The sequence below is a fragment of the Variovorax sp. LjRoot130 genome, from assembly GCF_964253755.1.
GTDB lineage: Bacteria > Pseudomonadota > Gammaproteobacteria > Burkholderiales > Burkholderiaceae_C > Variovorax.
In genome coordinates this window covers 4,725,253-4,752,135 of record NZ_CAXURM020000001.1, presented here as the reverse complement: position 1 = coordinate 4,752,135, position 26,883 = coordinate 4,725,253, and the positions used below count along the sequence as shown (strand labels likewise).

Annotated in this window: 26 protein-coding genes; 14 read left to right on the top strand and 12 right to left on the bottom strand. The window is 66.9% G+C overall.

Going from position 1 to position 26,883, the window contains the following annotated elements:
- Positions 1-2: 2 nt before the first annotated feature.
- From gspN to gspG, 8 genes are all read right to left on the bottom strand, one after another.
- Positions 3-800 (bottom strand): type II secretion system protein N, encoded by a 798-nt coding sequence (gspN, locus tag ACSQ86_RS23735; protein ID WP_436306347.1) that lies wholly within the window; start codon positions 798-800, stop codon positions 3-5.
- 14 nt (positions 801-814) lie between these two features.
- A complete protein-coding gene (gspM, locus tag ACSQ86_RS23730) occupies positions 815-1,378 on the bottom strand; it encodes a type II secretion system protein GspM (protein ID WP_436305297.1) in 564 nt (187 codons plus the stop codon).
- A complete protein-coding gene (gene gspL, locus ACSQ86_RS23725) occupies positions 1,375-2,583 on the bottom strand; it encodes a type II secretion system protein GspL (protein WP_436305296.1) in 1,209 nt (402 codons plus the stop codon). The genes gspM and gspL overlap by 4 nt, the downstream gene beginning before the upstream one ends.
- Positions 2,584-2,715: 132 nt before the next feature.
- On the bottom strand, positions 2,716-3,816 hold the full coding sequence (gene gspK, locus ACSQ86_RS23720; RefSeq protein ID WP_436309667.1) for a type II secretion system minor pseudopilin GspK: 1,101 nt from the start codon (positions 3,814-3,816) through the stop codon (positions 2,716-2,718).
- Complete coding sequence (locus ACSQ86_RS23715; protein WP_436305294.1) at positions 3,813-4,478, bottom strand: PulJ/GspJ family protein; 666 nt, start codon at positions 4,476-4,478, stop codon at positions 3,813-3,815. Before ACSQ86_RS23715 ends, gspK begins: the two co-directional genes overlap by 4 nt.
- Entirely contained in the window at positions 4,478-4,834 is a 357-nt protein-coding gene (gspI, locus tag ACSQ86_RS23710; protein WP_244503975.1) for a type II secretion system minor pseudopilin GspI, read from the bottom strand. Before gspI ends, ACSQ86_RS23715 begins: the two co-directional genes overlap by 1 nt.
- Positions 4,831-5,334: a prepilin-type N-terminal cleavage/methylation domain-containing protein gene (locus tag ACSQ86_RS23705; RefSeq protein ID WP_436296538.1), complete on the bottom strand. Its 504-nt coding sequence runs from the start codon at positions 5,332-5,334 to the stop codon at positions 4,831-4,833. The genes gspI and ACSQ86_RS23705 overlap by 4 nt, the downstream gene beginning before the upstream one ends.
- On the bottom strand, positions 5,309-5,749 hold the full coding sequence (gene gspG, locus ACSQ86_RS23700; RefSeq protein ID WP_093109661.1) for a type II secretion system major pseudopilin GspG: 441 nt from the start codon (positions 5,747-5,749) through the stop codon (positions 5,309-5,311). The genes ACSQ86_RS23705 and gspG overlap by 26 nt, the downstream gene beginning before the upstream one ends.
- A gap of 65 nt (positions 5,750-5,814) precedes the next feature.
- On the opposite strand from gspG, the gene ACSQ86_RS23695 reads away from it, so the two are divergent.
- A complete protein-coding gene (locus ACSQ86_RS23695; RefSeq protein ID WP_436305293.1) occupies positions 5,815-6,333 on the top strand; it encodes a type II secretion system protein N in 519 nt (172 codons plus the stop codon).
- 13 nt (positions 6,334-6,346) lie between these two features.
- Here ACSQ86_RS23695 and ilvA read toward each other — a convergent pair whose 3' ends face one another.
- On the bottom strand, positions 6,347-7,900 hold the full coding sequence (ilvA, locus tag ACSQ86_RS23690) for a threonine ammonia-lyase, biosynthetic (protein ID WP_093109659.1): 1,554 nt from the start codon (positions 7,898-7,900) through the stop codon (positions 6,347-6,349).
- 251 nt (positions 7,901-8,151) lie between these two features.
- On the opposite strand from ilvA, the gene ACSQ86_RS23685 reads away from it, so the two are divergent.
- A complete protein-coding gene (locus ACSQ86_RS23685) occupies positions 8,152-8,601 on the top strand; it encodes an OsmC family protein (protein ID WP_436305292.1) in 450 nt (149 codons plus the stop codon).
- Between the two features lie 21 nt (positions 8,602-8,622).
- On the opposite strand, the gene coq7 is transcribed toward ACSQ86_RS23685, so the two are convergent.
- Positions 8,623-9,252: a 2-polyprenyl-3-methyl-6-methoxy-1,4-benzoquinone monooxygenase gene (gene coq7 / locus ACSQ86_RS23680; protein ID WP_436309666.1), complete on the bottom strand. Its 630-nt coding sequence runs from the start codon at positions 9,250-9,252 to the stop codon at positions 8,623-8,625.
- A gap of 282 nt (positions 9,253-9,534) precedes the next feature.
- Here coq7 and ACSQ86_RS23675 point away from each other — a divergent pair, with 282 nt between their 5' ends.
- From ACSQ86_RS23675 to ACSQ86_RS23640, 8 genes are all read left to right on the top strand, one after another.
- Positions 9,535-10,785, top strand: a complete 1,251-nt coding sequence (locus ACSQ86_RS23675) for a porin (RefSeq protein ID WP_436305291.1) — start codon at positions 9,535-9,537, stop codon at positions 10,783-10,785.
- Between the two features lie 186 nt (positions 10,786-10,971).
- Positions 10,972-12,552 carry an ABC transporter substrate-binding protein gene (locus tag ACSQ86_RS23670; protein ID WP_436305290.1) on the top strand — a complete coding sequence of 527 codons (1,581 nt, stop codon included), beginning with the start codon at positions 10,972-10,974 and terminating at the stop codon, positions 12,550-12,552.
- Positions 12,553-12,689: 137 nt separating this feature from the next.
- Positions 12,690-13,670: an ABC transporter permease gene (locus ACSQ86_RS23665; protein WP_093109654.1), complete on the top strand. Its 981-nt coding sequence runs from the start codon at positions 12,690-12,692 to the stop codon at positions 13,668-13,670.
- Positions 13,670-14,923, top strand: coding sequence for a M20 aminoacylase family protein (locus ACSQ86_RS23660; RefSeq protein WP_436296533.1), 1,254 nt, complete (start codon positions 13,670-13,672; stop codon positions 14,921-14,923). The genes ACSQ86_RS23665 and ACSQ86_RS23660 overlap by 1 nt, the downstream gene beginning before the upstream one ends.
- Positions 14,924-14,949: 26 nt before the next feature.
- On the top strand, positions 14,950-16,524 hold the full coding sequence (locus ACSQ86_RS23655; RefSeq protein WP_436305289.1) for an ABC transporter substrate-binding protein: 1,575 nt from the start codon (positions 14,950-14,952) through the stop codon (positions 16,522-16,524).
- 128 nt (positions 16,525-16,652) lie between these two features.
- Positions 16,653-17,564: an ABC transporter permease gene (locus tag ACSQ86_RS23650; protein WP_093109651.1), complete on the top strand. Its 912-nt coding sequence runs from the start codon at positions 16,653-16,655 to the stop codon at positions 17,562-17,564.
- A 19-nt stretch (positions 17,565-17,583) separates the two neighbouring features.
- Positions 17,584-18,576 (top strand): ABC transporter ATP-binding protein, encoded by a 993-nt coding sequence (locus ACSQ86_RS23645; protein ID WP_093109650.1) that lies wholly within the window; start codon positions 17,584-17,586, stop codon positions 18,574-18,576.
- Positions 18,577-18,584: 8 nt separating this feature from the next.
- The gene (locus tag ACSQ86_RS23640) at positions 18,585-19,577 is read left to right on the top strand and encodes an ABC transporter ATP-binding protein (RefSeq protein ID WP_436305288.1); all 993 of its coding nucleotides are present in this window, start codon (positions 18,585-18,587) and stop codon (positions 19,575-19,577) included.
- A 112-nt stretch (positions 19,578-19,689) separates the two neighbouring features.
- Here the strand turns inward: ACSQ86_RS23640 and zwf are convergent, their stop codons facing one another.
- A complete protein-coding gene (gene zwf, locus ACSQ86_RS23635) occupies positions 19,690-21,159 on the bottom strand; it encodes a glucose-6-phosphate dehydrogenase (RefSeq protein ID WP_436305287.1) in 1,470 nt (489 codons plus the stop codon).
- 142 nt (positions 21,160-21,301) lie between these two features.
- Here zwf and ACSQ86_RS23630 point away from each other — a divergent pair, with 142 nt between their 5' ends.
- From ACSQ86_RS23630 to ACSQ86_RS23615, 4 genes are read left to right on the top strand one after another with little or no spacing between them, the layout of a single operon-like run.
- Complete coding sequence (locus ACSQ86_RS23630) at positions 21,302-22,312, top strand: ABC transporter substrate-binding protein (RefSeq protein ID WP_093109647.1); 1,011 nt, start codon at positions 21,302-21,304, stop codon at positions 22,310-22,312.
- 43 nt (positions 22,313-22,355) lie between these two features.
- Entirely contained in the window at positions 22,356-24,539 is a 2,184-nt protein-coding gene (locus ACSQ86_RS23625) for an ABC transporter permease (RefSeq protein ID WP_436306346.1), read from the top strand.
- A gap of 14 nt (positions 24,540-24,553) precedes the next feature.
- On the top strand, positions 24,554-25,600 hold the full coding sequence (locus ACSQ86_RS23620) for an ABC transporter ATP-binding protein (protein ID WP_436305286.1): 1,047 nt from the start codon (positions 24,554-24,556) through the stop codon (positions 25,598-25,600).
- The gene (locus ACSQ86_RS23615; RefSeq protein WP_436305285.1) at positions 25,597-26,259 is read left to right on the top strand and encodes an HAD family hydrolase; all 663 of its coding nucleotides are present in this window, start codon (positions 25,597-25,599) and stop codon (positions 26,257-26,259) included. Before ACSQ86_RS23620 ends, ACSQ86_RS23615 begins: the two co-directional genes overlap by 4 nt.
- Here the strand turns inward: ACSQ86_RS23615 and ACSQ86_RS23610 are convergent.
- Positions 26,205-26,879 carry a lipocalin family protein gene (locus ACSQ86_RS23610; protein WP_436293526.1) on the bottom strand — a complete coding sequence of 225 codons (675 nt, stop codon included), beginning with the start codon at positions 26,877-26,879 and terminating at the stop codon, positions 26,205-26,207. The genes ACSQ86_RS23615 and ACSQ86_RS23610 overlap by 55 nt on opposite strands.
- Positions 26,880-26,883 lie beyond the last annotated feature (4 nt).

The window sequence follows — 26,883 nt, the reverse complement described above, 5'->3', positions numbered from 1 at the left end:
GGTCAACCCAGTGTGATGAGTGAGCGCGCGCCTTCGCGTCGCCCAATGATATTCAACAAATTCGAGAGCGCATCTTCGCGCCCCGGGGCGGCGCTGGCTTCGCCGTCGAAGCGCAGCGCACTTCCGTTCCATCGGCCGCTGCCGCTGAGCTGGAGACTGCCTTCGCGGGTTGTCAGCAGGAGGGTCGGCGTCGGCCCGCCCTCGAGCGTGATGCGGTAGCTGCCCATCGGCTTGAGCGTCGAGAGGCTGGACGAGATGTCGGTCGCGTCGAGCGTGGCGCGGCCGGCGAGCCCCAGTTGCGGGCCGTTCCATTGCATCGCGAAGGCCTGCAGGGAGATGTCGAGCACGCCTTCGGGCTTGAGCGTGTTCCAGGGCGCGCCGAAACCGCTGAGCAGCGCGGCGGGCCAGCGGGACTGGCCGTCGCGCCATTCGAGCTGCATTCCGCTGGGCCGCGGGCGCGCCTTGAACTGCAGCGCTTGCGGCGCGCAGCAAGGGATGTCGAGCGCGGCGACGATGCCGTCCCAGCGCGGGCGCAATGTCCAGCCCAGTGTGCCAGGCAGCGAAATCGATTCGGCACCGCTCCCGCCGCTGGAGAACACGACACCCGCGCTGCCGTTCCAGACCGTTCCGCGCGCATTGACCAGTTGCAGGTGGCCATCGCTCTGCTGCGCCAGCCAGGCGGCCAGCCAGCGTGCCGGCGCGTACACCGAGAGCGCCAGCACCGCGCCGATCAGCGCGCCAAGAGCGGCCCAGCGCCGGCCGGTCGATGTGCCGAGGACGGGAGAGCTTCGGGTGGCCATGGCAGTGACGGTGCTCAACGTGCCGGCAGGCTCATGACCAGCGTGCCGTCCCAGCGCACGGCGGAAGGCTCGGCACCTCTGGCGGCTGCGGCGGCGGGGGAAGAGGCGGCCGGCGCGCCTTGCGCGGTACGCGTCAGATGCGCTTCGCGCGGCACGGCGCGCGCATTGCTGCGCGCCTGTGCCAGCCATTGGGCGAGCGTGTCGGCGGGAGTGGCGCGCATGGCGATCGTCACGCCTTCGCCGGCAGCAGCGGGTTGCATCTGGGCATTGGGTCCGAGGCTCTGGCGCACCGCGGCTTCGAGTGCACGCATGGCGTCGTCGCGGCTGGCGCGTGGCTGGGACTGCAGGGCCTTGGCTTGCGTCTGCAGGCTGGTCATTTGCTGCAGCTGCGTATCGAGCCTGGCGTGCTCGGCCGGCGCCGACGACAGCGTGCGCAGCGCGGGCGCCAGCATCACCCACCAGAGCAGCGCCAGCACCACCAGCGCGGCGGCGATCACGATCATGCGCTGCTCGCGCGGTTCGAGTTCGGGCCACCAGGCCTGCCAGCGTGCTTCGAGGGATTCGAGCCAGTTGTTCATCGCGCGGTCTCCGCCTGAACCAGCAACAGATCGCCTTCGCTGCGCGCGCTGTAGCCGCGCGCGGACAGCGTGGCCGCGACGCTGTCTGCCTCGGCGGGCTGCAAGCCCAGGCCGCGCAACCGCAATTGGCCGGCGCTGTAGTCGATGGCGCTGGGCAGACGGCCGGGCGGCAGGCTGCTTGCGAGCACGCCCAGCATGGGTTCGAAATCGGCCGCGGCGACGCCGCCGGTGGCCTGCTGCAGCGAGGCGACTTCGCGTGCCATCTGCACCGGGGCATCGACCACCAGTTGCACCGAGGGAAAAGTCTGCTTGAGGATGCTGTTCACCGCGGCCCGCTTGCTGTCGAGCGCGCCGCGCTCCTTCCAGGCCCAGGCATTGAGGCCGATGAGCTGGGCCAGCACCAGGATCAGCGCGCCCCAGCGTGCCGCGCGCCACTCGGGCCCGTGCCACACGGCGCGCCAGATCGCCGCGAGCTTCTTGCTCGCGCGGGCACGGCCGGTGGACGCGAGGTCGAACTGCGCAAGATCCCAGGGCGATCGGCTCGCTTGCAGCCAGCGCGCGGCCGGCTTGACGATCGGCACGCGGCGCCCGAGCAGGCTTTCCGCCAGTTCGGCCACTGCGGGCTCGGCCAGCATCGTCGTGCCTTCGGGCGGCGTGCCGAGCAGCGCGATGCCGGCGCTGTCGAGGGGGAGTGCGGTCACACCCTGGGTGTCGCAGATCACGAGCCGCGCGGCGTCCGGCTCGCCGATCGCGAGGACCATCGGAGCGGCACCGGCCGGCTGCGGCGCGAATTCGGGAATGATCCGCGTGACGCGACGGCCCGCGGCTTCGAGGGCCTGCACCGCGCTGCGCAGCCAGATCCGGTTGCAGGCCGCCACCCACGCGGGCGCACCGGCGCGGGCGCCGGGCTCCAGCGCGAAGTGCAGCAGCTCCGGGTCGTCGAGCAGCCGGTCTTCGAGCAGGCCGTTGAGCACCGAGCGCACGCGCACGGCGCCGCTCATGCTGCCCTGCGGCATCGTGACCTGGTGCCAGGAGAGGGCGGCCGCGGGCACGCCCAGGATCACTTCGTCCCCGCTCGGCAGCAGGGCCGGCGGCGCGCTTCCCTGAGAGCGCAGCTTGCGGCCGTCGCTGGACCAGACCGCCCAACCGTATTCGCCGCCGGCGGGAACGGGCGGGAGCGGGACGGTGACGAGCAGTAGGGCCATGGCAATCGATGAGGGGTCGTCATTGTAGGAGGATGGTTCACATCCGCCGCTACAGATTTGATAGCGTCTTTCGCACGTGGCGTGGGCGCTCCAGTGCTTTTTATCCTATAAGCGTGACTAAAAGTTTCCGCTTCAGGGCTTCGGTGCCGCCGGCGTGGCGCCCGCACCACGTTCGCGCCACACGATGCGCACCTCGATGCCGTCGCGGCGCAGCAGCGACTGCTCCTCGACCCAGGTGCGGTCCAGCCGCAGCCGCCCATGCACTTCGAAGTAGTTGCTGCCCACGCTGTGCTGTTCGCCGAACTGCGTCGAGCTGTCCTGCAAGAGACGGTTCGCGTCGCTCAGGGAGCGGAAGTGGCTGCGTGTGCGCTGCGCCACCAGACGCTTGGCACCCGCCAGATCGAGCGCGGAAACACTGGCGAACAAGGCTTCGGCGCTGGCGGTGTTGATGTTGAGCTTCGTGCCCGCCGGCAGCACGGTGACGTAGGGCTGCAGCGCGGCCACCGTGGTGGGCGAGAGGCCGAGCCAGACCAGCTGGGAAGTGCGCTGCGGCATCAGCGGGCCGGTGGCCGAGGTGTCGGGGGTCACGGCGGGGGGCGTGGTGCCAGTTCCTGTGCCAGTTCCTGTGCCTGTGCCTGTGCCTGTGCCTGTGCCTGTGCCTGTGCCTGTGCCTGTGCCTGTGCCTGTGCCGGTCGTCGCGGCGGCCGGCAGGGCGCGTTGCAGGTTGGCGGTCAGCGCCGCCAGTTCCTGCGCGGGCAGGCCCAGCAACTCGAACAGCTTGGTGAAGGCGGCGACCGATGCGGCCACGGGCTTGCCGCCCTCCACCAGGTTCAGCACGTTGAGCTTGGACTGGGCATCGACGATGCGGCCCGAAAGAAAGGCATCGGGCAGGCCTTCGAGCACATCGCTGGCGATGTTCTTCTCGGCCGAGAGAAAGCTCGTCAGCTTGGCTTCCTCCAGCGGCACGGCCCAGGGCTCGGCCAGGTGGTCCACGCCGGTGCCGCCGCCGGCGCGAGCGTCCTCGCGCAGGATCAGGCGCGACCAGTCGAGCGCGCCGATCAGCACCCAGGCCGACTGCACCCGCGCCCGCTCGGCCGCCTCGACTTCGACCGCGCGCCACTGCTGCCAGAGCGCCGCGGCGGCGAAGGTGGCGACCAGCGTGACGGTCAGCATGGCGGCCAGCAATGCGGCGCCGCGCGTGTCTCTGGCGGACTTCGATCGCGTCTTCTTCATGACTTGGGCACCGTTGCGGTGGGCCGCACCCAGTCGCGGGTCAGCAGCCCCGCGAGCGCCGGGCCGGGCGGCAGGCTCAGCACCAGGCGCACGCCTTCGGGCAAGGGCGTGCTTGTGCCGAGCACCTCGGCGCCGACCGCCGGGCTCCAGCTGTCGTTGCGGAAGTAGTAGAGCTGCCAGGCCTCGACCGGCATCAGCCCGAGCTCGGCGCCGCGCAACTCGCTGCTGGAACTCGTGCTGGCGCTGCCGTCCTGGCCCCATGCGGCGGCGCGGTCCCAGGCTTGTTGCCAATCGGCGCGGGTGGTGATGCCGGGCGATTGCCAGCGCTGCCAGCGCGCACCCACGGCGGCATCGGCGCGCAGGGTCCAGGCGACCACATAGACCACCGACTGGGCGCTGTCGGTGCTGCGCCGCGTGAGGCGCAGCACGCGGCCGTCCCAGTCCATGGGCCGGATCTGCGCCAGCGCCGTCGTGGCATCGAGATCCGCGTTCCATTGCGACAGCGCAGCCTGCAGCGTGAGCATGGCATCGCCTCGTTCGCGGTTCAGGGCCTGCGCGCGCGCCATGCTCTCCAGGCCGCGCCAGCTCAACAGCGCGAGCAGCGCCATCACCGCGATCGCGACCAGCAGCTCGATCAGCGTGAAGCCTCTGGACCTGCGCATCAATAGCGTCCCACGACAGTGGACAAGCGCAGCACCGGCGCCTCGGCCGCATCGCGCACCTGGACGTCGACGCGGCGGAAGTTCGGGTTCAGCGTGGGCGTGGTCGAGACGGTGACGGCGAAGCTCACGTTGGCCTGGGTGCAGACCAGGCCTGCATCGCCGACCGCCGGCAACTGACGCGCGAGCCGGGCCTTGATCAGTTCGTTCTCGGCGCAGAGCTGCGCCAGCAACATGTCCGATTGGCGTTGCGCGTTGCGCGTGAGCGCCATCGTGGCCTGCGAGCCGGCCATCAATGCGATCGCGACGATGCCCAGCGCGACCAGCACTTCGATCAGCGTGAAACCTGCCTGCTTCACGGCGCAACCACCGCGAAAGGCCGCAGCCCGTCGGTGCCGATGCGCAGGCTGCGTGCCGGCGGGCCATCCATGGTGAGCAGCACCTGCTGCGCCGCGATGATCGGTTCGGGCCCCAGCTGCAGCGCCGGGATCGCCGAGCCGTCGGCGGCCAGCGGTTGCGCGGCGATGCCGTCGGCAAGCCAGGCGATCGGCAAGGTGCCGGGCTGCAGGCCGTCGAAGATGAAGTTCCCGGGGCCTTGCGGCGTCGGACGCCAGCGCACCGCGATGCCGCTGGCACGGGATTGCGCGCGTGCCGATTCGAAGAGCGCCGCGAGCCGCTCGGCTTCGCGGTCGAGCGTGGCCTGGCCCGAATCGCGCAGCGCGAGCCCGACGCCGGCCGTGGCGAGCGCGATGATCGCGATCACCACCAGCAGTTCGAGCAGCGTGAAACCGCCGGTGCGGCGGCGGGCGCGATCGGAGCGGGGGCCGCAGCGCCTATTGCCAGCTGCCGATGTCGGCATTTTTGCCTTCGCCACCGGGCTGGCCGTCGGCGCCGAGCGAAAGCACGTCGATCTCGCCCTTGAGGCCCGGGTTCATGTACTGGTAGGGCCGGCCCCAGGGGTCGTTCGGCAGCTTCTCGACGTAGGGTTTCCAGTTGGGTGCGGCAGGGCCGCTGGTGGGACGGGCGAGCAGCGCCTGCAGGCCTTGCTCGGACGTGGGGTAGCGCTGGTTGTCGAGCCGGTAGAGCTTGAGCGCCTGCATCAGGTTGTTGACGTCGGTCTTGGCGGCGGTGACGCGTGCATCGTCGGCACGCTCGATCACGTTCGGCACGATCAAGGCAGCCAGCACGCCGATGATGACCAGCACGACCATCAGCTCGATCAGCGTGAAGCCGCGTTGCAGGGCGCGCACAAGAGGGCGGTGGGAAAGGGGCATGAAAGGTGGGGAGGAGATCAAAAGAAGCGGGCCTTGCGGCATTCACTGAATGATAATCCGGCCCCATGTCAGTTCCCTACGCACCCGCCCGCTGGCCCTCGGCCACTGCGACGACCGGCCTTTGGGCGCTTGCGGCTGCGAGCATCGTGTTCTGGGGGCTGCGGCTGATGTCGCCGTCCGACGCGGTCGCGCCGCCCGCGGTGAACAGCGGCGCGACCGTGACCGTGGACTCGACAGCGGTGGCGCAAATGCTGGGTGCGGTGCCCAGCCAGGCCGTGGTCGCGGCAACGCCCGATGCGGCAAGCCGCTTCGTGCTGCAGGGGGTGGTGGCCGACACCGAGCAGCAGGGCGCAGCACTGATTGCCGTCGACGGCAAGCCGGCGCGGCCGTTCCGTGTCGGGGCCAAGGTGGCGGACGGCTATGTGCTGCAGTCCGTGAGCACGCGCGCCGCATCACTGGGCGCGAGCCTCGACTCGGCGCCGGCCTTCACGCTGCAGCTGCCGGTGCGACCGCTCGCCGCGAATCCGCCGCCTGCCGTGCCCGGCGCTCCGCCGCCGGTGGTGGCGCCGCCCCCGCCGCGCTGAGGCGTCGGCCGCTTCAGGCCTGCAGGAACAATCGATAGACCGGGTTGGCGGTTTCTTCCACGAAGGGATAGCCGAGCGTCCGCAGGAACTCGTCGAACGCTGCATGGTCGGCCGCCGGCACCTGCAGCCCGACCAGGATGCGGCCGTAATCGGCACCCTGGTTGCGGTAGTGGAAGAGGCTGATGTTCCAGGTCGGCCCCATGAGGCTCAGGAATTTCAGCAGCGCGCCGGGCCGTTCGGGGAACACGAAGCGCAGCAGCCTTTCGTCGTGCGCCAGGCCGGTGCGGCCGCCGACCATGTGGCGGATGTGCTCCTTCGCGAGCTCGTCGTGCGTGAGGTCGATCGCGCCGAAACCGTGCGCAACGAAGGTGTCGGCGATCGTCTTCGATTCGCCGCGCGCCGTCGTGGTCAGTCCCACGAACACGTGCGCCTCCCTGGCGTCGCTGATGCGGTAGTTGAACTCGGTCACGCTGCGCGATGCGCCCGGCAGCTGGCCGACCAATTCGCAGAAGCGGCGGAAGCTGCCGCGTTCCTCGGGAATCGTCACCGCGAACAGCGCTTCGCGCTCCTCGCCCACCTCGGCGCGCTCGGCCACGAAGCGCAGCCGGTCGAAGTTCATGTTGGCGCCGCAGAGGATGGCCGCGTAGGTCTCGCCGCGCGTGCCGTGCGCCTCGACATACTGCTTGATCGCGGCTACCGCGAGCGCGCCGGCAGGCTCGACGATGCTGCGCGTGTCGATGAACACGTCCTTGATGCCGGCGCATACGGCATCGGTGTCGACCGTGATGAACTCGTCCACCAGGTCGCTGGCGACCCGGAAGGTTTCTTCGCCGACCAGCTTGACCGCGGTGCCGTCGGAAAACAGGCCGACGTCGGGGAGCGTCACGCGTTGACGGGCCGCGACCGATTGCATCATCGCGTCCGAGTCGTTCATCTGGACGCCGATCACCTTGATCTCGGGCCGCACGGCCTTGATGTAGTTGGCGACGCCCGCGATCAACCCGCCGCCGCCGATGGCGACGAACACGGCATCGAGCGGGCCCTGGTGCTGGCGCAGGATCTCCATCGCGATCGTGCCCTGGCCGGCGATCACGTCGGGGTCGTCGAAGGGGTGCACGAAGGTCAGCCCGTGCATCTTCTGCTGTTCGAGCGCGTACACGTAGGCATCGGAATAGCTGTCGCCGTGCAATTGCACTTCGCCGCCGAGCGCGCGCACCGCATCGATCTTGAGCTGAGGCGTGGTCACCGGCATCACCACCACGGCCCGCGTGCCCAGCTTGTGGGCGCCGAGCGCCACGCCCTGGGCATGGTTGCCGGCCGATGCGCAGATCACGCCCTTGGCGAGCTGCTCGGCGCTCAAGTGCGCCAGCTTGTTGTAGGCGCCGCGCAGCTTGAAGCTGAAGACGGGTTGCTGGTCTTCTCGCTTGAGCAGCACCGTGTTGCCCAGCCGCGCGCTCAAGGCGCGCGCCGGCTCGAGCGCGGACTCGACCGCGACGTCGTAGACGCGGGCGGTGAGGATCTTCTTCAGGTAATCGGCGGGGGTGAGCGGCGCTGTCGGCTTGGGCATAGGGCCGCGATCATAGGCCTGCGGGCACCGCGCCAGGCAGCCCCAAGAAAAAAGCCCCGGGCCTTGCGGCCCGGGGCTAAATCCACCAATTGGGAGGGTGGAGGAGACAACCGGTGCACACGCGTTCGTGTGCGATGAAATAAAGTATATCGGTTGTTTGTTGCATTGCAACAAGCGGGTGACGCTTTTCCAACACAAATCCACGCCGGCGTGATTTTTTGCCCCGTCGTGACCCTGGAGTCTGCAAAAAAATGGAATGCACAGTGAGCTGGACCGGCAACGCGGGTGCGCGATCGGCGATGGGCTTCGTTGCCGAGACCGGTAGCGGCCACGTCCTGATGATGGACGGGGCGCCGGATGCGGCCAAGCCGGAGAACGGCGGACAGAACCTCGCAGCCCGGCCGATGGAAACCGTGCTCGCCGGCACCGGCGGCTGCACCGCCTACGACGTGGTGCTGATCCTGAAGCGCGGGCGGCACCAGGTCGAGCGCTGCAGCGTCAAGCTGACCAGCGAGAGGGCGGAAAAGGATCCCAAGGTTTTCACCAGGATCCACATGCACTTCACGGTGGCGGGCAAGGCAATCCCGGCGGCCGCCGTGGAACGCGCGATCGCGCTGAGCCACGACACCTATTGCTCGGCCACCATCATGCTGGCGAAGACCGCCGAGATCACGACCAGCTTCGATCTGATCGAAACTTGAATGCAGCCCGGGCCCGCCCGCTCAGATGCGGTGGGCAACTGTCGTCATCACCCGGGAGGCCAGGCGCATCAGGGCCTTGGTCGGTGCCGGCAATTCCTGGGCGCCGGCGCTCCATGCCTGCGCTGCGTGGCGCGCTTCGTCCAGCTTCATTTGGTTGATCACGGCCCGCGATGCGGTGTCACCCGCCGGCAGGCGGTCGAGGTGCCCGTCCAGGTGCGCCTCCACCTGGCGCTCGGTTTCGGCCACGAAGCCCAGGCTCAGCGGATCGCCGAGCCGGCCGGCAATGAGGCCCAGGCCGAATGCGCCCAGATACCAGACGGGATTCAGCACCGAGGGGTGGGCTCCCAATTCGTCGAGGCGCTGTCGCGTCCAGGCGAGGTGGTCGGCTTCTTCGCGCGCTGCCGCGTCGAAATGCGCCCGCAGCACCGGATCCCGCGCAACGGCAGCCTGCGCTGTATACAAGGCCTGGGCGCACACTTCCCCGACATGATTCACGCGCATCAACGCGCCCGCTTCCCGGCGCTCGGCCTCGCTGAGCTCGCCTGCGGGATCCGCCGGTGGCGGGGCGGCCCGCGTTGCATGCGGCTTGGCGAACAAGGTACGCAAGGCCGCGTCTGCGACGGCCAGGGCGGAGTCGAGCGAAGGATTCATGGGGCGATTGGAACCGATCCGAAATAGAGCTCATGCAGGGCAGGTCTTGTTTCGCATGGTGGTGTCGTGATGACTGCTAAAGCTTTGTTGCACTGCTGCAACGAAACGCCGAGCCCGGCCGCGATTTCGGGCGATTTGTTTTGCCCTGGTGAGGCGGCTCTGGTGCAATAGCGACAACTTCCCAAAAGGAGGTTGGCCCGGGGTCCGGTAGGAGCACAAATGTGCCAGTCACGGTGAGCCCTTCGCACCGGAGCCCTATGTTTAACCTTGGAGAAACTTGCAATGAAAAAATCTCTAGTTGCTCTGGCTGCCCTGGCTGTTGCCGGTGTTGCCTCGGCTCAGTCGTCGGTCACGCTGTTCGGTGTGGTTGACGCTGCCATCAGCGGCTATTCGAATAAGTCGGAGAACGTCGGCTTCCCGACCCTCGCCAATCCCTTCTTCGTTGATAGCATCAAGGCCAGCCGCACCGCGCTGACGAACTCGGGCTACAACTCCAGCCGTATCGGCTTCCGTGGTACGGAAGACCTCGGTGGCGGCCTGGCTGCCAGCTTCTGGCTCGAAGCCCCGATCAGCAATGACGACGGCCAAACCGGTATCTCGACGTTCCGTCGTCGTTCGACCGTGAGCCTGTCGGGTGGTTTCGGTGAAGTCCGCCTGGGTCGCGACTACACCCCGACCTTCTGGAACGACACCGTGTTCGATCCGTTCGGCACCAACGGCGTGGGTACCAACCTGGTTTCGACCGCCAACGACGCGTTCGGTACCTTCAACGGCGCTGCTCCCCCGGTGGTCGCCGGCGTCCCCAACGTTGGCGGCAACAACTACGTTCGCGCCAGCAACACCATCGGCTACTTCCTGCCCCCGAACCTCGGTGGCTTCTATGGCCAGGTGCAGTACGGCTTCCACGAGCAGAACAAGTTCGATCCGGGTACCGTCACGCCGACCGCGCTGAACAACTCGCGCACTGGTCGTTACGTCGGCGGCCGCGTCGGCTATGCCAATGGCCCGCTGGACGTCGCTACCTCGTATGGCAACAGCACGATCGGTGACAACTACTATGTCGGCACCACCACCTCGGTGAAGACCTTCAACCTCGGCGCCTCGTACGACTTCGGCGTCGTGAAGCTCTTCGGTGAAGTGTCGCGCGCCAAGAACGAAATCGACGTCGATACGCCGTTCGTCACTGGCACCATCGGCAACGACATCGACCTCAAGGGTTACCTGATCGGCGTGACCGTGCCGGTGGGCGCTGGCCTCATCCGCGCGGCCTACTCGGCTGTCAAGTACGACCTGAACGTGCCGTTCTCGGCGCTCGAAGACCCGAAGGCCAACAAGTTCGCCATCGGCTACGTGCACAACCTGTCGAAGCGCACGGCTCTGTACGCGACGGTGGCTCGCATCCGCAACAAGGATGGCGCAGCTTTGACCTTGGGTGGCCCGTCGTTCGTGACCACCACGACCCTGCTCCCGGGTCAGGCCTTCCTGCCGAAGACCTCGACCGGCTACGACGTCGGTATTCGTCACGCTTTCTGATTTGACGCTGGCGCAAGCCAGCTTTGATGGGAAGTCTTAAAGGCCACCCGACGCAAGTCGGGTGGCTTTTTTCATTGCTCGGGCTTTCTCGAACAGGGATATCCCTTGGGTCGGCGTTCTCCCGTGTCCGAAGCTGGCCCGGCTGTTGCATAGTCCGCGTTTTGACTTTGTGACGGATGGTTAACCATGGATTCCAAGCGCGTATTGATTCCCGTCGCCCTCGCGGCCTTTGTGTTGGCAGCGCCCGCACAGCAGGCAAAGACTTTCAAATGGACGAGCGCGAGCGACATTCCGACGCTCGACATCCATTCTCAGAACAACGCACTGGGCAATGGCGTCCATGCCGCCATCTACGACTCGCTGGTCTACTACAACAGCAAGACATTCAAACCTGAGCCCCAACTCGCGTCCAGCTGGAAGCTCGTGACACCGACCCAGATGCGCTTCACCCTGCGCAGCGGCGTCAAGTTCAGCGACGGCTCGACGCTGACGCCCGAGGACGTGGTGTATTCGCTGACCCGCGCGATGGCCAAGACTTCCAACTACGCGGTCTACGCCCAGGGCATCGACAAGGTGGTCAAGATCGATGCGAATACGGTCGATGTCCTCCTCAAGGGCCCCAATCCCGTGCTGCTGAATCAGCTGACGGAGCTTCGCATCATGAGCAAGGCCTGGGCGGAGAAGAACAAGTCGGTCGAGCCGAAGGACATCAAGACGCCTGAGGAAAGCTACGCCCACCGCAACGCCATGGGCACCGGCCCGTACATGGTCAAGGAATGGCAGCCGGACCAGCGCCTGGTTCTTGTGCAGAACCCCAACTACTGGGGCAAGAACGATACGAACGTGACAGAGGTGATCTACAGCCCGATCAAGTCCGAGGCCACGCGTGTCGCGGCGCTGCTTTCGGGCGAGATCGACTTCGTACTGGATCCGAGCCCGCAGGATCTGGGGCGCCTGCGCCAGAGCGGCAACCTGAAGGTCATCGATGGCGTCGAAAACCGCACCATCTTCTTCGGCATGGACCAGTTCCGCGACGAGTTGCCCGGCTCCAACGTGAAGGGCAAGAATCCACTGAAAGACCAGCGCGTCCGCAAGGCGCTCTACCAGGCTATCGACAGCGCGAGCCTCAATCGCGTGACGATGCGGGGCCTGAGCCAGCCTACCGGCGGGCTGGTGGCGCCGCAGGTCAACGGCTGGAGCGAAGGCGTGCACAAGCGCCATCCCTACGATGTGGAGGCCGCCAAGAAGCTGCTGGCCGATGCGGGGTACCCCAACGGCTTCGAGGTCGATTTCGCCTGCCCCAACAACCGCTACATCAACGATGAGGAAATCTGCCAGGCCGTGACCGCGATGTGGGCGCGCGTGGGCGTCAAGGCGAAGCTCCGCACGCTGCCGCTGGTGACCTATTTCCCGATGATCCAGCGCTACGAAGCCAGCATCTACATGCTGGGCTGGGGCGTGCCGACCTTCGATGCTCTCTACAGCCTGCAGTCGCTCACGCGCACCGTGGGCAGCGGAGGCGACGGCAACTACAACGTCGGCCGCTACAGCAATCCGAAGATGGACCAGATCATCGATCGCGTGAAGACGGAAACCGATCTCCCGGTGCGCGACCGGCTGCTGACCGAGGCGCTGCAGTTGCAGAACGACGACGTGTCCCACATTCCGCTGCACAACCAGATCATTCCCTGGGCCATGAAGAAGAACATCGACGTGATCCATCGCGCCGACAACCGGCTCGACTGGCGCGTCATCAAGGTGAACTGACGCGCTCCAAAGCGTTTGCTGCAGGCGCCTCGTCGCGCCTCGTTTTTGGCTCGGCTTCGAGCAAGGCGCAACCCGGGGAACCACCTCTTGGGCACGCACCTTGCTCTGCTAGCATCGTTGAACACATGCTTTGCTGAATGATTGCTTTCGTACTGCGCCGCCTGATCCAGGCCGTGATCGTCATGATCACGGTCGCCTTCTTCGCCTTCCTCCTTTTCCAGTACGTGGGCGATCCCGTGGTGTTCCTGCTCGGTCAGGACGCAACGCCCGAGCAGGTTCGTGAACTGCGTATTGGCCTCGGGCTCGACAAGCCCTTTTTCGTGCAGTTCTGGCATTTCCTCGTCAATGCCGCGCAAGGCGAATTCGGGTTGAGCCTGCGGCAAGGCAGCAAGGTCTCGCGGCTGATCGGCGAACGCTTCCCGGCCACGCTCGAACTGGCGCTGGCTGCGGCCTTCCTGGCCTTGCTGATCGGTATCCCGATGGGGGTCTATACGGCGCTGCGCCGCGGCACCTTCATGAGCCAGGTGTTCATGACGATCTCCCTGCTTGGCGTCTCGCTGCCCACCTTCCTGATCGGCATCCTGCTGATTCTTGTCTTTGCCGTCCTGCTCGGCTGGTTCCCGAGCTTCGGGCGCGGAGAAACGGTGCAGATCGGCTGGTGGAGCACAGGCCTTCTGCGAGTCGACGGCTGGCACCACATCGTGCTGCCGGCGGTCACGCTCGCCATCTTCCAGCTCACCCTGATCATGCGGCTGGTGCGCGCCGAAATGCTCGAGGTGCTGCGCACCGACTACATCAAGTTCGCACGCGCCCGCGGCCTGTCGGATCGGGTCATCCATTTCGGCCACGCGCTCAAGAACACGCTGGTGCCGGTGATGACCATCACGGGCCTCCAACTGGGCGGTCTGATCGCTTTCGCGATCATCACCGAGTCCGTCTTCCAATGGCCCGGCATGGGGCTGCTGTTCATCCAAGCCGTGACCTTCGCCGACATTCCGGTGATGGCCGCCTACCTGTGTCTGATCGCGCTGATTTTCGTCGTCATCAACCTGGTGGTCGACCTGCTCTATTTCGTGGTCGATCCGCGCCTGCGCATCGGCCGCGCGGGAGGCCACTGATGAGCGAGGCACGTCTGCAGGCGAACGGCAGGGCGTTCGCGCACATCGCGCGCTTCTATCCGGAGATCACCGCCTTCCGGCGCGACCTGCATGCGCATCCCGAACTCGGCTTCGAGGAGGTCTACACGGCCGGCCGCGTCCAGGAAGCGCTTCGGGCCTGCGGCGTCGACGAGATCCATCCCGGCATCGGGAAGACCGGCGTGGTCGGCGTGATCCGCGGCCGGTCCACGGCCAGCCGCCGCATGATCGGCCTTCGCGCAGACATGGACGCCTTGCCGATGCGGGAGGAAAACGACTTCGCTTGGGCGTCGGCCAAGCAGGGCTTGATGCACGGCTGCGGGCATGACGGCCACACCGCCATGTTGGTCGGGGCAGCGCGCTACCTCGCCGAAACTCGCGACTTCGACGGCACCGCGATCCTGATCTTCCAGCCGGGCGAGGAGGGCTTTGCCGGCGCGCGCGCAATGATCGAAGAGGGCCTGTTCGACCGTTTCCCCGTGCAGTCGGTCTATGCGATGCACAACTGGCCCGGCCTGCCGGCCGGCACGGTGGGCATCAACCGCGGCGCGATGATGGCGGCCGCCGATCGCATCACGATCGAAATCGCCGGCAAGGGCGGCCACGGCGCGCATGCCTATCTCACGGTCGATCCGGTGCTGGTGTCCGCACACATCATCACCGCGGTGCAGAGCATCGTGTCGCGCAACGTGCGCCCGATCGACGCGGCAGTGATCAGCATCTGCGCCGTCCAGGCCGGCGACCTCGGCGCCATGAGCGTGGTGCCGGGCAAGGCCATGCTGGTGGGCACCGTGCGGACCTTCAGCGCCCGGGTGCAGGCGCAGGTCGAGCAAAGGCTCGTGGAGCTGTGCGCCGCGGTCGCTTCCGGCTTCGGTGCCACGGCGCAGGTGAAGTTCGAACGCATCTATCCCGCCACCATCAACACGGCGCCCGAAGCGATGTTCGCCGGCGACGTCGCGCAATCGCTGGTGGGCGCGCACAACGTCGAGCGCAACATGGAGCCCAGCATGGGCGCCGAAGATTTCTCCTTCATGTTGCAGAAGAAGGCGGGCGCCTACATGCGCATCGGGCAGGACGCCCGCGGCGGCGCTTTCCTGCACAACAGCAAATACGATTTCAACGACGAGATCCTGCCGCTCGGTGCCGCATTGCATGCCGGCCTGATCGAGCAGGGCATGCCACTGGCCGCTGCCGGCAAATCCACCAAGAACAAAGTCGCCTCGACGGCGTCCTGATCCCTTCAACCCGAGGAGTGCTTCTCATGAATCTGAAGAAACAACTGGCCGCAGCGGCCGTGCTGAGCGCCTTGAGCCTGGTGGCCAGCGCACAGACCATCCGGATCGCGAACCAAGGCGACGCGCTCTCGCTCGATCCGCATTCGCTCAACGAATCGTTGCAGCTCTCCGTCACTTCCAACGTCTACGAGACCCTGGTCGGACGCAACAAGGACCTGAGCCTGGCGCCCTTGCTGGCCACGTCCTGGAAGCAGAGCTCGCCGACCGTCTGGCGTTTCGAGCTGCGCAAGGGCGTGCAGTTCCACGACGGCACGCCGTTCACCGCCGACGACGTGGTGTTCAGCTTCCGCCGCGCCGCGGGCGAAGGCTCCGACATGAAGGCCCACGTGAGCGAGATCAAGGAAGTCCGCAAGGCGGGCGACTCCGCCATCGAGATCGAGACCATGGGAGCGTTTCCGATCCTGCCCGACGTGATCACCAATATCATGATCATGAGCAAGAAGTGGTGCGAGACCAACCAGGCGACCAACCCGGTCGATCGCCGCAAGGGCATCGAGAACACGGCCTCGTTCAAGGCCAACGGAACCGGCCCGTTCCGCGTGCGCGAGCGCCAGCCGAACGTGCGCACCGTCTTCGTTCGCAACGCAAGCTACTGGGGCAAGATCGACGGCAACGCGCAGGAGATCGTCTTCACGCCCATCGCCAACCCCGCAACGCGCGTTGCGGCGCTGGTCTCGGGCGAGGTCGACGTGATGGAGCCGGTGCCGGTTCAGGACGTGGCGCGCATCAACAGCAGCCCCAGTGCCCGCGTGATCGCGGGCCCGGAACTGCGCACCATCTTCCTGGGTATGGACCAGAAGCGCGACGAGTTGCAGTACTCCAGCGTCAAGGGCAAGAACCCGTTCAAGGACAAGCGCGTGCGCCAGGCTTTCTACGAGGCCATCGACATCAATGGCATCCAGCGCACCGTGATGCGCGGCGCTTCGCGTCCCACCGGGCTGATGGTCGGCCCCGGCGTCAACGGCTGGACCGCCGAGCAGGACAAGCGCCTGCCCTACGACACAGAGGCAGCCAAGAAGCTCCTGGCCGATGCCGGCTACCCGAACGGCTTCGAGGTCACGATGAACTGCCCGAACGACCGCTACGTGAACGACGGCCAGATCTGCCAGAGCGTGGCTGCGAGCCTGGCGCGCATCGGCGTCAAGATCAACCTCGCCACCGAAACCAAGGGCACCTACTTCCCCAAGATCCTGCGCCGCGACACCAGCTTCTACCTGCTGGGCTGGACGCCGACCACCTACGATGCCCACAACGCCTTGAGTTCGTTGACGGCCTGTCCCGACGACAAGGGCACCGGGCAGTTCAACCTCGGCGCCTACTGCAATCCGAAGCTCGACGAGGTCACCAAGAAGATCCAGTCCGAGACCGACAAGGCCAAGCGCAACGAACTGATCAAGGAGGCTTTCAAGATCCATTCGGACGACATTGGCCACCTTCCGCTGCACCAGCAGTCGCTCGCCTGGGGCGTGAGCAAGAAGGTCGAGCTCACCCAGCTGGCCGACAACTTCATGTTCTTCAAGTGGATGAGCATCAAGCCCTGAAAAAATGACGGCCCCCCCGGCTTGCCACTTCGTGTGCTTCGCCACCGCCCGAGGGGGAGGCTCGGCCGCCTTGGGGCGGCCCGGCGGCGGCCTAGTCTGCGCCCCGCGGAATTCGCTCCCACAACCCGATGAAAAAAACCTTAGCCCGCTGGCTGGACAGTGATGTCGGCCACAGCTTTCGCAGCTCGCCGGTCGCGATGCTGGCCGCCGCGATCGCCTTCGTCTGCATCTTCTGCTCGGTGTTCGCCGGCTGGGTGTCGCCGCACAACCCCTTCGACCTGGCCGCGCTCGAGCTCGGCGATGCGCGCCTTCCGCCCGCCTGGGAGTCCGAGGGCACACGCAAGTACCTGCTCGGCACCGACGACCAGGGCCGCGACATCCTTTCTGCGCTGATCTACGGTGCGCGCATCTCGCTGGTCGTCGGCCTCGTGTCGGTGATGCTCTCGGTCATCGTCGGCGTGCTGTTCGGACTCCTGGCCGGCTTCTGGGGCGGCTGGCTCGACGCCTTCCTGATGCGGGTGTGCGACGTGATGCTGTCCTTCCCGCCGATCCTGGTCGCCTTGCTGATCGCCGGCGTCGGCCGTGCCTTGTTTCCGAATGCGCACGACTCGGTGGCCTTCGGCGTCCTGATCATTTCGATCTCGCTCACCGGCTGGGTGCAGTACGCGCGCACCGTGCGCGGTTCCACGCTGGTCGAGCGCAACAAGGAATACGTGCAGGCGGCCCGCGTGACCGGCGTGTCCCCCTGGCGCATCATGGTGCGCCACGTGCTGCCGAACGTGATGGGCCCGGTGCTGGTGCTGGCGACCATCCAGGTCGCCACGGCCATCATCACCGAGGCCACGCTGTCCTTCCTGGGCGTCGGCGTACCGCCGACTTCGCCCTCGCTGGGCACGCTGATCCGCGTCGGCAACGACTACCTGTTCTCGGGCGAATGGTGGATCACCGTGTTCCCGGGCGCGATGCTGGTCCTGATCGCGCTCAGCGTGAACCTGCTGGGCGACTGGTTGCGCGACGCCCTCAACCCACGCTTGCGCTGAAGAAGGTGGAGCACCGCACATGAGCCTTCTGCAAGTCAACCATCTGGTCGTCGAATTCCCGCACCGGCGCGGCACGCTGCGCGCGCTGGACGACATCTCCTTCGAGATCGCACCCGGCGAAATCCTCGGCGTGGTCGGCGAATCCGGCGCCGGAAAATCGCTCACCGGCGCGGCCATCATCGGCCTGCTCGAGCCGCCGGGGCGCATCGCCAGCGGCGAGATCCGGCTCGAAGGGCAGCGCATCGACAACCTGGGCCACGAGGCCATGCGCCACATCCGCGGCCGCAAGATCGGCGCCATCTTCCAGGACCCGCTGACCTCGCTGAACCCGCTCTACACCATCGGGCGGCAATTGACGGAGACCATCCGCACCCACCTGCCCGTGAGCGAGCAAGAAGCGCGCCGGCGCGCCATCGGCCTCTTGCAGGACACCGGCATCCCGGGTGCCGAGCAGCGCATCGACCACTATCCGCACCAGTTCTCCGGCGGAATGCGCCAGCGCGTGGTGATTGCGCTCGCGCTGGCGGCCGAGCCGAAGCTGATCGTCGCCGACGAGCCCACCACCGCGCTGGACGTGTCGATCCAGGCGCAGATCATCCAGTTGCTCAAGAAGATCTGCAAGGACCGCGGCGCCGCCGTCATGCTGATCACCCACGACATGGGCGTGATCGCCGAGACCTGCGATCGCGTGGCGGTGATGTACGCCGGCCGCGTGGCCGAGATAGGACCGGTGCAGGAGGTGATCCACCAGCCCGCGCATCCCTACACCTCGGGCCTCATGGCCGCCATCCCCGACATGACGATGGACCGCGAACGCCTCAACCAGATCGACGGCGCCATGCCCCGCCTCAATGCCATCCCGCGCGGATGCGCCTACAACCCGCGCTGCCCGCGCGTCTTCGACCGCTGCCTGCAAGAGCGGCCCGACCTGCTCAACGCGGGCGCGACCCGCGCTGCCTGCTGGCTGCACGCTGCGCACAGCGCGGCGCCGATCGACGGGATTGCGGCATGAGCGCCCCGATGAGCGCACTGGTCCAGGCGAACGATCTCGCCAAGAGCTTCGACGTCTCGCCGCCCTGGCTCAACCGCGTGCTCGAACGCAAGCCGCGGGTGCTGCTCAACGCCGTCGACGGCGTGAGCTTCTCCATCGAGCGCGGCAAGACGCTCGCGCTGGTGGGCGAATCGGGCTGCGGCAAGAGCACCGTCGCGCGCCTGCTGGTGGGCCTGTACGAGCCCACCCGCGGCGGCATGCACTTCGACGGCCAGGACGCGCATGCCGCCTTCAAGACCGCCGAGGGGCGCAAGCTGCGCCGGCGCATCCAGATGATCTTCCAGGATCCCTACGCGAGCCTCAACCCGCGCTGGATCGTCGAGGACATCGTCGGCGAGCCGCTGCGCGAGCACGAGATCCTCAAGGAAGGCCCGGCGCTCAAGGCGCGCGTGGGCGAACTGCTGCAGTCGGTCGGCCTGAGCCCGCTGGACATGGTGAAGTACCCGCACCAGTTCTCCGGCGGCCAGCGCCAGCGCATCTCGATCGCGCGGGCGCTCGCCACCCAGCCCGAATTCCTGGTGTGCGACGAGCCCACCTCGGCGCTGGACGTGAGCGTGCAGGCCCAGGTGCTCAACATCATGAAGGACCTGCAGCGCGAGCGCGGCCTGACCTACCTCTTCATCTCGCATAACCTCGCGGTGGTGCGCCACGTGGCCGACCAGGTCGGCGTGATGTACCTGGGCCGGCTGGTCGAGGTGGCGGACAAGGCCAAGCTCTTCAGCGACCCGCAGCACCCCTACACGCGCATGCTGCTGGAGGCGATTCCGAAGATGAAGCACGCCGGCGAGCGGCGCACGCCGGTGCAGGGCGAGGTGCCGAACCCGCTCAATCCGCCCACCGGCTGCACCTTCCATCCGCGCTGTCCGCATGCCAACGCGCGCTGCAAGGCCGAGCGGCCGCCGCTGCAGATGCTGCGTGGCGTGCAGGTGGCCTGCCACGCCGTCGAAGAAGGCCGGATCTAGCGCCCCATTCCAGAAACACCGCGGAACCGGCTGCGCCGGGTCGCTGGTGTTGCCCCCTGCAAGGGGGTTGGCGAAGCGACACGAAGTGCGCGCAGCCTGGGGGTGTGCTCAGCTACTGCTCTTCGCTCCAGGCGAAGCCGTCGCGCGCGATCATCGCGCTCGATGCACTCGGCCCCCAAGTGCCCGCTGCGTAAGGGCGCGGCACGCCGTCCGAGGCCCAGCTGTCGATCAGCGGCTCGACCCAGCGCCACGCCTCTTCCTGCTCGTCGCTGCGCACGAACAGGTTGAGCCGGCCGTCGATCACGTCGAGCAGCAGGCGTTCGTAGGCACCCACGCGCTCGGCGCCGAAGCGCTTGTCGAAGTCGAGGTCCAGTTGCACCGGCGCCAGCTGTGGGCCGGCGCGGCGGTTGCCGTTGCGCTGGCGGTTGTCCTGCGCCTGCGCGAGCATGTGCAGCTCCAGGCCGTCCTTGGGCTGGAGGTTGATCACGAGCTTGTTGACCGCGCTGGGCGGCGCGCGAAAGATCGCATGCGGCGTCGGCCTGAAGTTGACCTCGATGCGCGCATCGCGCGAGGCCAGCCGCTTGCCGGTGCGGATGTAGAGCGGCACGCCGGCCCAGCGCCAGTTGGCGATCTCGGTGCGCAGCGCGACGAAGGTCTCGGTGCGGCTCTCGGGGTCCACGCCAGGCTCGTCGCGGTAGCCCGGCACGCGCTCGCCGTAGGCCGTGCCCGAGGTGTATTGCCCGCGGATCGCGTGCAGGCCGATCGACTCCGCGGTCCACGGCTTCAGCGCGCGCAGCACCTTCAGTTTTTCGTCGCGGATCGCGTCGGCGTGCGCATTGATCGGCGGCTCCATGCCGATCGCGCAGACCAGCTGCAGCGCGTGGTTCTGCACCATGTCGCGCAACGCGCCGGTCTGGTCGTAGAAGGCGCCGCGCTTCTCGACGCCGAGGTCTTCGGCGATCGTGATCTGGATGTTGGCGATGTGCTCGCGGCGCCAGATCGGCTCGAACAGCGCGTTGCCGAAGCGCATCGCGAACAGGTTCTGCACCGAGGGCTTGCCCAGGTAGTGGTCGATGCGGAACACCTGGTGCTCGTCCAGCACCTTGCACACCGCCTTGTTGATGGCCCGGTTCGACGCCAGGTCGTGGCCCAGCGGCTTTTCGAGCACGACGCGCGTCTGCGGGCCGTTGAGCCCGGCCGCGGCGATCTGTTGCACCACCTGCGTGAAGAGCGCCGGAGCCGTCGCGAGATACATCACGACGGTGGTGGCGTCGCGGGTCTTCAGCAGGTCGGCGAGCTTGGCGTAGTCCTCGGCCTTCGACAGGTCCATGCGCAGGTAGTACAGCATCGAGGCGAACTTCTTGAACTCCTCGGGCGACGGCCGCTTGGCACCCTCGACCGCCTCGAAGCGCGACTGGATCAGCTCGCGATAGCCGTCGTCGGAAAGATCGTCGCGCGCGACGCCGATGATGCGGCCGTCTTCGGGCAGGCTGCCGTGCCGGAAGGCCTGGAACAGCGCCGGCATCAGCTTGCGCCATGCAAGGTCGCCGGTACCGCCGAAGAGGACGAGGTCAAAACTCATGGATACATCCGTGTTGTTGCGTGAAATGCCGAGCACGAAGCTTGACCTCGAATGGTACTTGTACCGATCCGACAACGGCACCGGCGCGCTAAGCTGAAGGTCGGCCCGCGGGGCCCTTTTTTGTTTTTCGAGCGAGGTTCCCATGAAAAAGCTTTTCGCCGTCGCGGCATTGATGGGCCTGTCGGCCGCGGTGTCGGCACAGACCGTCAACGTCATCTGCTCGGTCCAGGCCGAGTGGTGCAACGTGATCTCGACGGTCTATGCGCGCACGACGGGCGTCAAGATCAACATGGCGCTCAAGGGTTCGGGTGAAGCGCTCGCGCAGCTCATCGCGGAAAAGGACAACCCCAAGACCGACATCTGGTTCGGCGGCACTGGTGATCCGCACCTGCAGGCGGCCGAACAAGGCCTTACGCTCGAATACAAATCGCCCACGCTGGCGCAGCTGCATCCCTGGGCACAGCAGCAGGCCAAGCAGTCCGGCTACAAGACCGTCGGGATCTATTCCGGGCCTCTGGGATTCGGCTACAACCCGGAACTCCTGGCCAAGAAGAAGCTGCCGGTGCCCAAGACCTGGGCCGATCTGCTCAAGCCTGAATACAAGGGCGACATCCAGGTGGCCAATCCGGCTTCCAGCGGCACCGCCTACACCATGATCGCGACGCTCGTGCAACTGATGGGCGAAGACAAGGCCTATGAATACCTCAAGGCGCTGCACAGGAACGTGGGTCAATACACGCGCTCGGGCACTGGTCCCATCAAGGCCGTGGCGCGCGGCGAAACGGCGGTCTCCATCAGCTTCGTGCATGACGGCCCCGGCGAGAAGATGCAGGGCTTTCCAGTGGAAACCATCACCCCGTCCGATGGCACCGGCGCCGAGATCGGCTCGATGAGCATCATCAAGGGCTCGCGAAACCTCGATGCAGCCAAGAAGTTCTACGAATGGGCGCTGACGCCTTCCGCGCAGGAGCTCGGCGCCGCGAACAAGCAGTTTCAGTTGCCGAGCAACATGAACGCGAAGCTCGACCCGCGGATTCCTGACTTCAAGAAGATCAAGTTCATCGACTACGACTATGCGAAGTACGGCGCGAGCGCCGAGCGCCGGCGCCTAATAGCGCGCTGGGAAAAGGACGTCAACTCGCTGCCGCGCTAGCGTGCAGTCCGCTTCCACGGCGGGGCGCCGGCCGAACGCGCCTATCTGGGCATGCATTGCGGTGGGGTTGGTCGGCTACCTTGCGTTGCCTTGGTACGCGATCCAGGACACCGCTTGGTACGAGGCTCTTGGGCAGATCTTCGGCCAAGCCGAGGGCGCGAACGGTGTGATGCATGCCTGGCTGCAGGGCCGCAGCTGGCTCCTTGTTGGCCTCTTCGGGCTCGGCGTGTGCGTCTTGGGCGGCTTGCTGCGTCCCGGCCGAGCCCAGGGCCGTTTGCTGATCGTGGGCGGGTTCACGGGTGCGGTCGGCTTGGTGGCGAGCGGCTTTTTGATCGGCGCGCGCGGCTGGAGCTTCGCCGCCCTCAACACCTACCTTGGTGAGCTGCCGATCAACCAGTTCGGTATCGGCGCGGGCGGCTTCATCGCCTTGGCGGCGCTGGCAATGCTTTTCGCCTTCGGGCTGGCGCGGCTGGGCTTCTTCAAGGGCGATCTGTTCGTCTCGGCGTCGGTAATCGGCTGCGGCGTGCTGATGGCGCTCTTCATCGCGTACCCCGTGAGCAAGGCGCTTGCAGGCGCTTTCTTCGACGAAGACGGCCGCTGGTCGCTGGCCGCATTCGGCGCTCGCATCGGCACCGAGCGCGTCTGGGGGTTGAACTGCCTCTCCGGCGGCGTGCGCTGCGGCGTGGCGTGGAACACGCTGGTCCTTGCGCTGCTCACGGCCGCCGGCACCACTTTTCTCGGGACCTTGATGGCGTTGATGGCCGAGCGCGGCGGCAAGCGCTGGCAGGGTCCGTTGCGCGTGCTGGCCCTGTTGCCCATCATCACGCCGCCCTTCGTCGTCGGGCTCGGCCTGATCCTGCTGTTCGGTCGTGCAGGTGTCGTGAATCAGGCGCTCGAGAGCAGCTTCGGCATCGAGCCGACGCGCTGGTTCTACGGCATGCCGGGCGTGCTCGTGGCCCAGCTGTTTGCCTTCACCCCGATCGCATTCATGATCATGCGGGGCGTGGTGCAGGGCGTGGCGCCGAGCCTGGAAGAGGCCGCGCAGATGCTGCGCGCCAACCGCCGGCGCACCTTCTTCACCGTCACGCTGCCTTTGCTCAAGCCGGGACTGGCCAACGCATTTCTCGTGGGTTTCATCGAGAGCATTGCGGATTTCGGCAACCCGGTGGTGGTGGGCGGGCAATTCTCGGTGCTGTCGACCGACATTTTCTTCGCGATCGTCGGCGCACAGTATGACCAGGGCCGCGCCGCCTCGCTGGCCTGGGTACTCACGATCTTCGCGCTCGGCGTGTTCGCGATCCAGCGCGGCGTGCTCGGCAAGCAGAACTACACCACCGTGAGCGGCAAGGGCGACGCCGGGATCGCCATGGCACTGCCCGATGGCGTGCGTCGCACGATCTATTGCATCGCGCTGCCGTGGATCGCTTTCACGGTGGTCGTCTACCTGTTCGCCTTCGCGGGCGGCTTCGTCCAGACCTGGGGGCGCGACTACACCTTCACACTCGTTCACTTCAAGACCGCGTTTGCGCTGGAGTGGGGGCAGTTCGGTCTCGTCTGGGCAGGTACGGCCTGGAACTCGTTGCTCACGACGCTCAAGCTCGCGGGCATCTCGGCGCCGTTGACGGCGGGCCTTGGACTGCTGATCGCGTGGCTGCTGGCACGCAACGAATTCCGGGGACAGGGTGCCTTCGAGTTCGCAGCCTTGCTCGCTTTCGCCATTCCGGGCACGGTGCTCGGCGTGAGCTACATTCTCGCCTTCAACGTGCCGCCGCTCGAGCTGACCGGCACCGGTCTCATCATCGTGCTGTGCTTCATGTTCAGGAACCTTCCCGTCGGCGTGCGTGCGGGCACGGCGGCTTTCAAGCAGCTCGATCGCTCGCTCGACGAGGCGTCGCTGATGCTGCGCGCGTCCACGTCGCAGACCCTCATCAAGGTCGTGCTGCCGCTGTTGAAGCCGGCGCTGGTTGCTGCGCTGATTTACAGCTTCGTCCGCGCGATGACGACCGTGAGCGCGGTCATCTTCCTCGTCACGGCCGAGAACGAACTCGCCACCACGTACATCATCGGCCGCGTCGGCAACGGCGATTACGGCATTGCCCTGGCCTACTGCACGGTGCTGATGATCCTGATGTCGCTCGCGATTGCGCTCGTGCAGTTCGTCGTCGGCGAGCGCAAACTGGGGCGGCGCAAGGCGGGCGTGCCGACCATCGCGGTCGCGGCGCCTTGAACACGGACCGACACATGAGCAACGGCATCGAACTCCACAACGTCACCAAGCGCTATGGCAGCGACGCGAACGCGCCGCTCGCCGTGAAGGGCATCAGCTTCGAAGTGCCCGAAGGCACCCTGACCACCATCCTCGGCCCCTCCGGCTGCGGCAAGACGACGACTCTGCGCATGATCGCCGGGCTGGAGTCGCCGAGTTTTGGCTCGATCATCATGGGCGGCCGCGATGTCACCACGCTCGGTCCGGCCGATCGGAATGTGAGCATGATGTTCCAGAGCTACGCGCTGTTCCCTCACATGAACGTGATCGAGAACGTGAGCTACGGCCTGAAGATGAGCGGCGTCAGGAAAAACGAGGCGATGGCGCGCGCACGTGACGCGCTCAAGGGAGTCGGCCTGGTCGGTTTCGACGAACGGCTGCCGAGCGAGCTTTCCGGCGGCCAGCAGCAGCGCGTGGCGCTCGCGCGTGCGCTGGTGCTGGAACCCGCGGTGCTGCTTTTCGACGAACCCTTGTCGAACCTCGACGCGCGGCTGCGGCGCGAGATGCGCGAGGAAATTCGCAGCCTGCAGCAGCGGCTCGGCTTGACGGTCGCTTATGTCACGCACGACCAGAGCGAGGCCCTCGCGGTCAGCGACCAGATCATCGTGATGGATCATGGCGTGATCGCGCAGCGCGGCACCCCCCAGCAGCTTTACGGCCATCCGGAAAGCGAGTTCGTGGCTGGTTTCATGGGCGAGGCCATGGTGTTTCCCGCCGTGGCACAGCCCGAAGGCCGCGTCGAGCTCGGGCCGCTGACGCTGCCATTGCGCTATGACATCGCGCCGGGCGTCGTGAAGGTCGCCGTCAGGCCCGAAGCGTGGCAGATCGGCGCTGCCGTCGGCCTGCCTGCGACCTTGCGCAAGGCTGCCTATCTGGGCAGCGTCTACGAATACGCCTTCGACACTGCGCTCGGTTCTGTGTTCGTGGTTTCCGCGGATCTGTCCCGTCCGCTGACCGCCGGCGCCCATACGACGCTGTCCCTCGCCATGCATGGCGTTTCCGTCGTACCGGCCGCCGCATGAACGTGGTCTTCGATCTGGGCGCTGTATTACTGACCTGGGAGCCGGTGCTGCTCGTCCAGTCCCAGTTCATGCGTCACGCGCCCACCGCCGAAGCCGCACATGCGCTCGCGCGCGAGATGTTCCACCACGAGGACTGGCTGGGTTTCGACCGCGGCACGCACAGCCTCGACGACGCCATCGGGCGGATGGCGCTGCGGCTGTCGCTGCCGGTCGGCCGGCTCAACGAGGCGCTGGCGCCCATGGGCGAGCGCCTGGAGCCGATTGCCGTCACCATCGATCTGCTCGACGGGCTGCGTGCGCGCCGCGATGCGGGGGAGGAGCTGCGGCTCTACTACCTCTCCAACATGCCGGTGCCCTATGCGCGCGTGCTCGAAGAGCGCCACGCCTTTTTCCGTTGGTTTGACGGCGGCATCTTTTCGGGCGACGTGCGCATGATCAAGCCGCAGCGCGAGATCTACGAGCTGCTGACCGCGCGCTACCGCCTGGCGGCTGCGGACACCGTCTTCATCGACGACTCGCTGGCCAATGTGGTGGCGGCGCGCGAACTCGGGTGGCAGGCCATCCATTGCGAGCGGCCCAGCGCCTTGCCGGCGCAGCTCGCGGCCTACCTGCCGGTCAACTCGACCTTGTCGACGTCGAAGCCCAGCGAGCGCGCGTAGTCGAGCTCGGCATCGAGCGCGGCGTCGTCCAGCCGCGGCGCACGCGACAGCACCCAGAGGTACTTGCGGTCCGGCGTACCGACCAGCGCCACCTGGTAGTCGCGGTCGAGCTTCAGGATCCAGTAGTCGCCCCAGACTGCGGGCAGCCAGCCGAGCCATTCAGGCGCGAAGCGCACTTCGAGGCGGCCTGCGCCCGGCTGGCCGGCAACCGGTGCCACGCGCGCCACGCCGACCGCTTCGTCGAAGCTGCCGTCGTCCAGGATGCAGCGGTTGCGAACCTCCATCTGGCCATCACCCAGCAGCGTGTACTCGGCCGTGGCCGGGCCCGCGCACTGCTTCTGGAAGCGGTTGGGCAGGCGGGCCTGTTCGTGCCACAGGCCGGCGTAGCGCTGCAGGTCGACTGGCGCCACCACCTGGAGCGGCGCGCGCATCAGCGGCGCGCCATCGGCGGGGCCGCCCACGCGTTCGGTGCGGGTCGCCCGGGCGGTCGCGAGCGCGAGCAGGGTCAGCACACCGCCCACGCAAAAAGCCGTGGCCAGCGTGCCGATCGACGCGCTGTGCGCGCGGTCATCGAACGCAGCGGCTGATGGCGACGCATGGTGGTGTCTGCGAAAAGGCATGGGA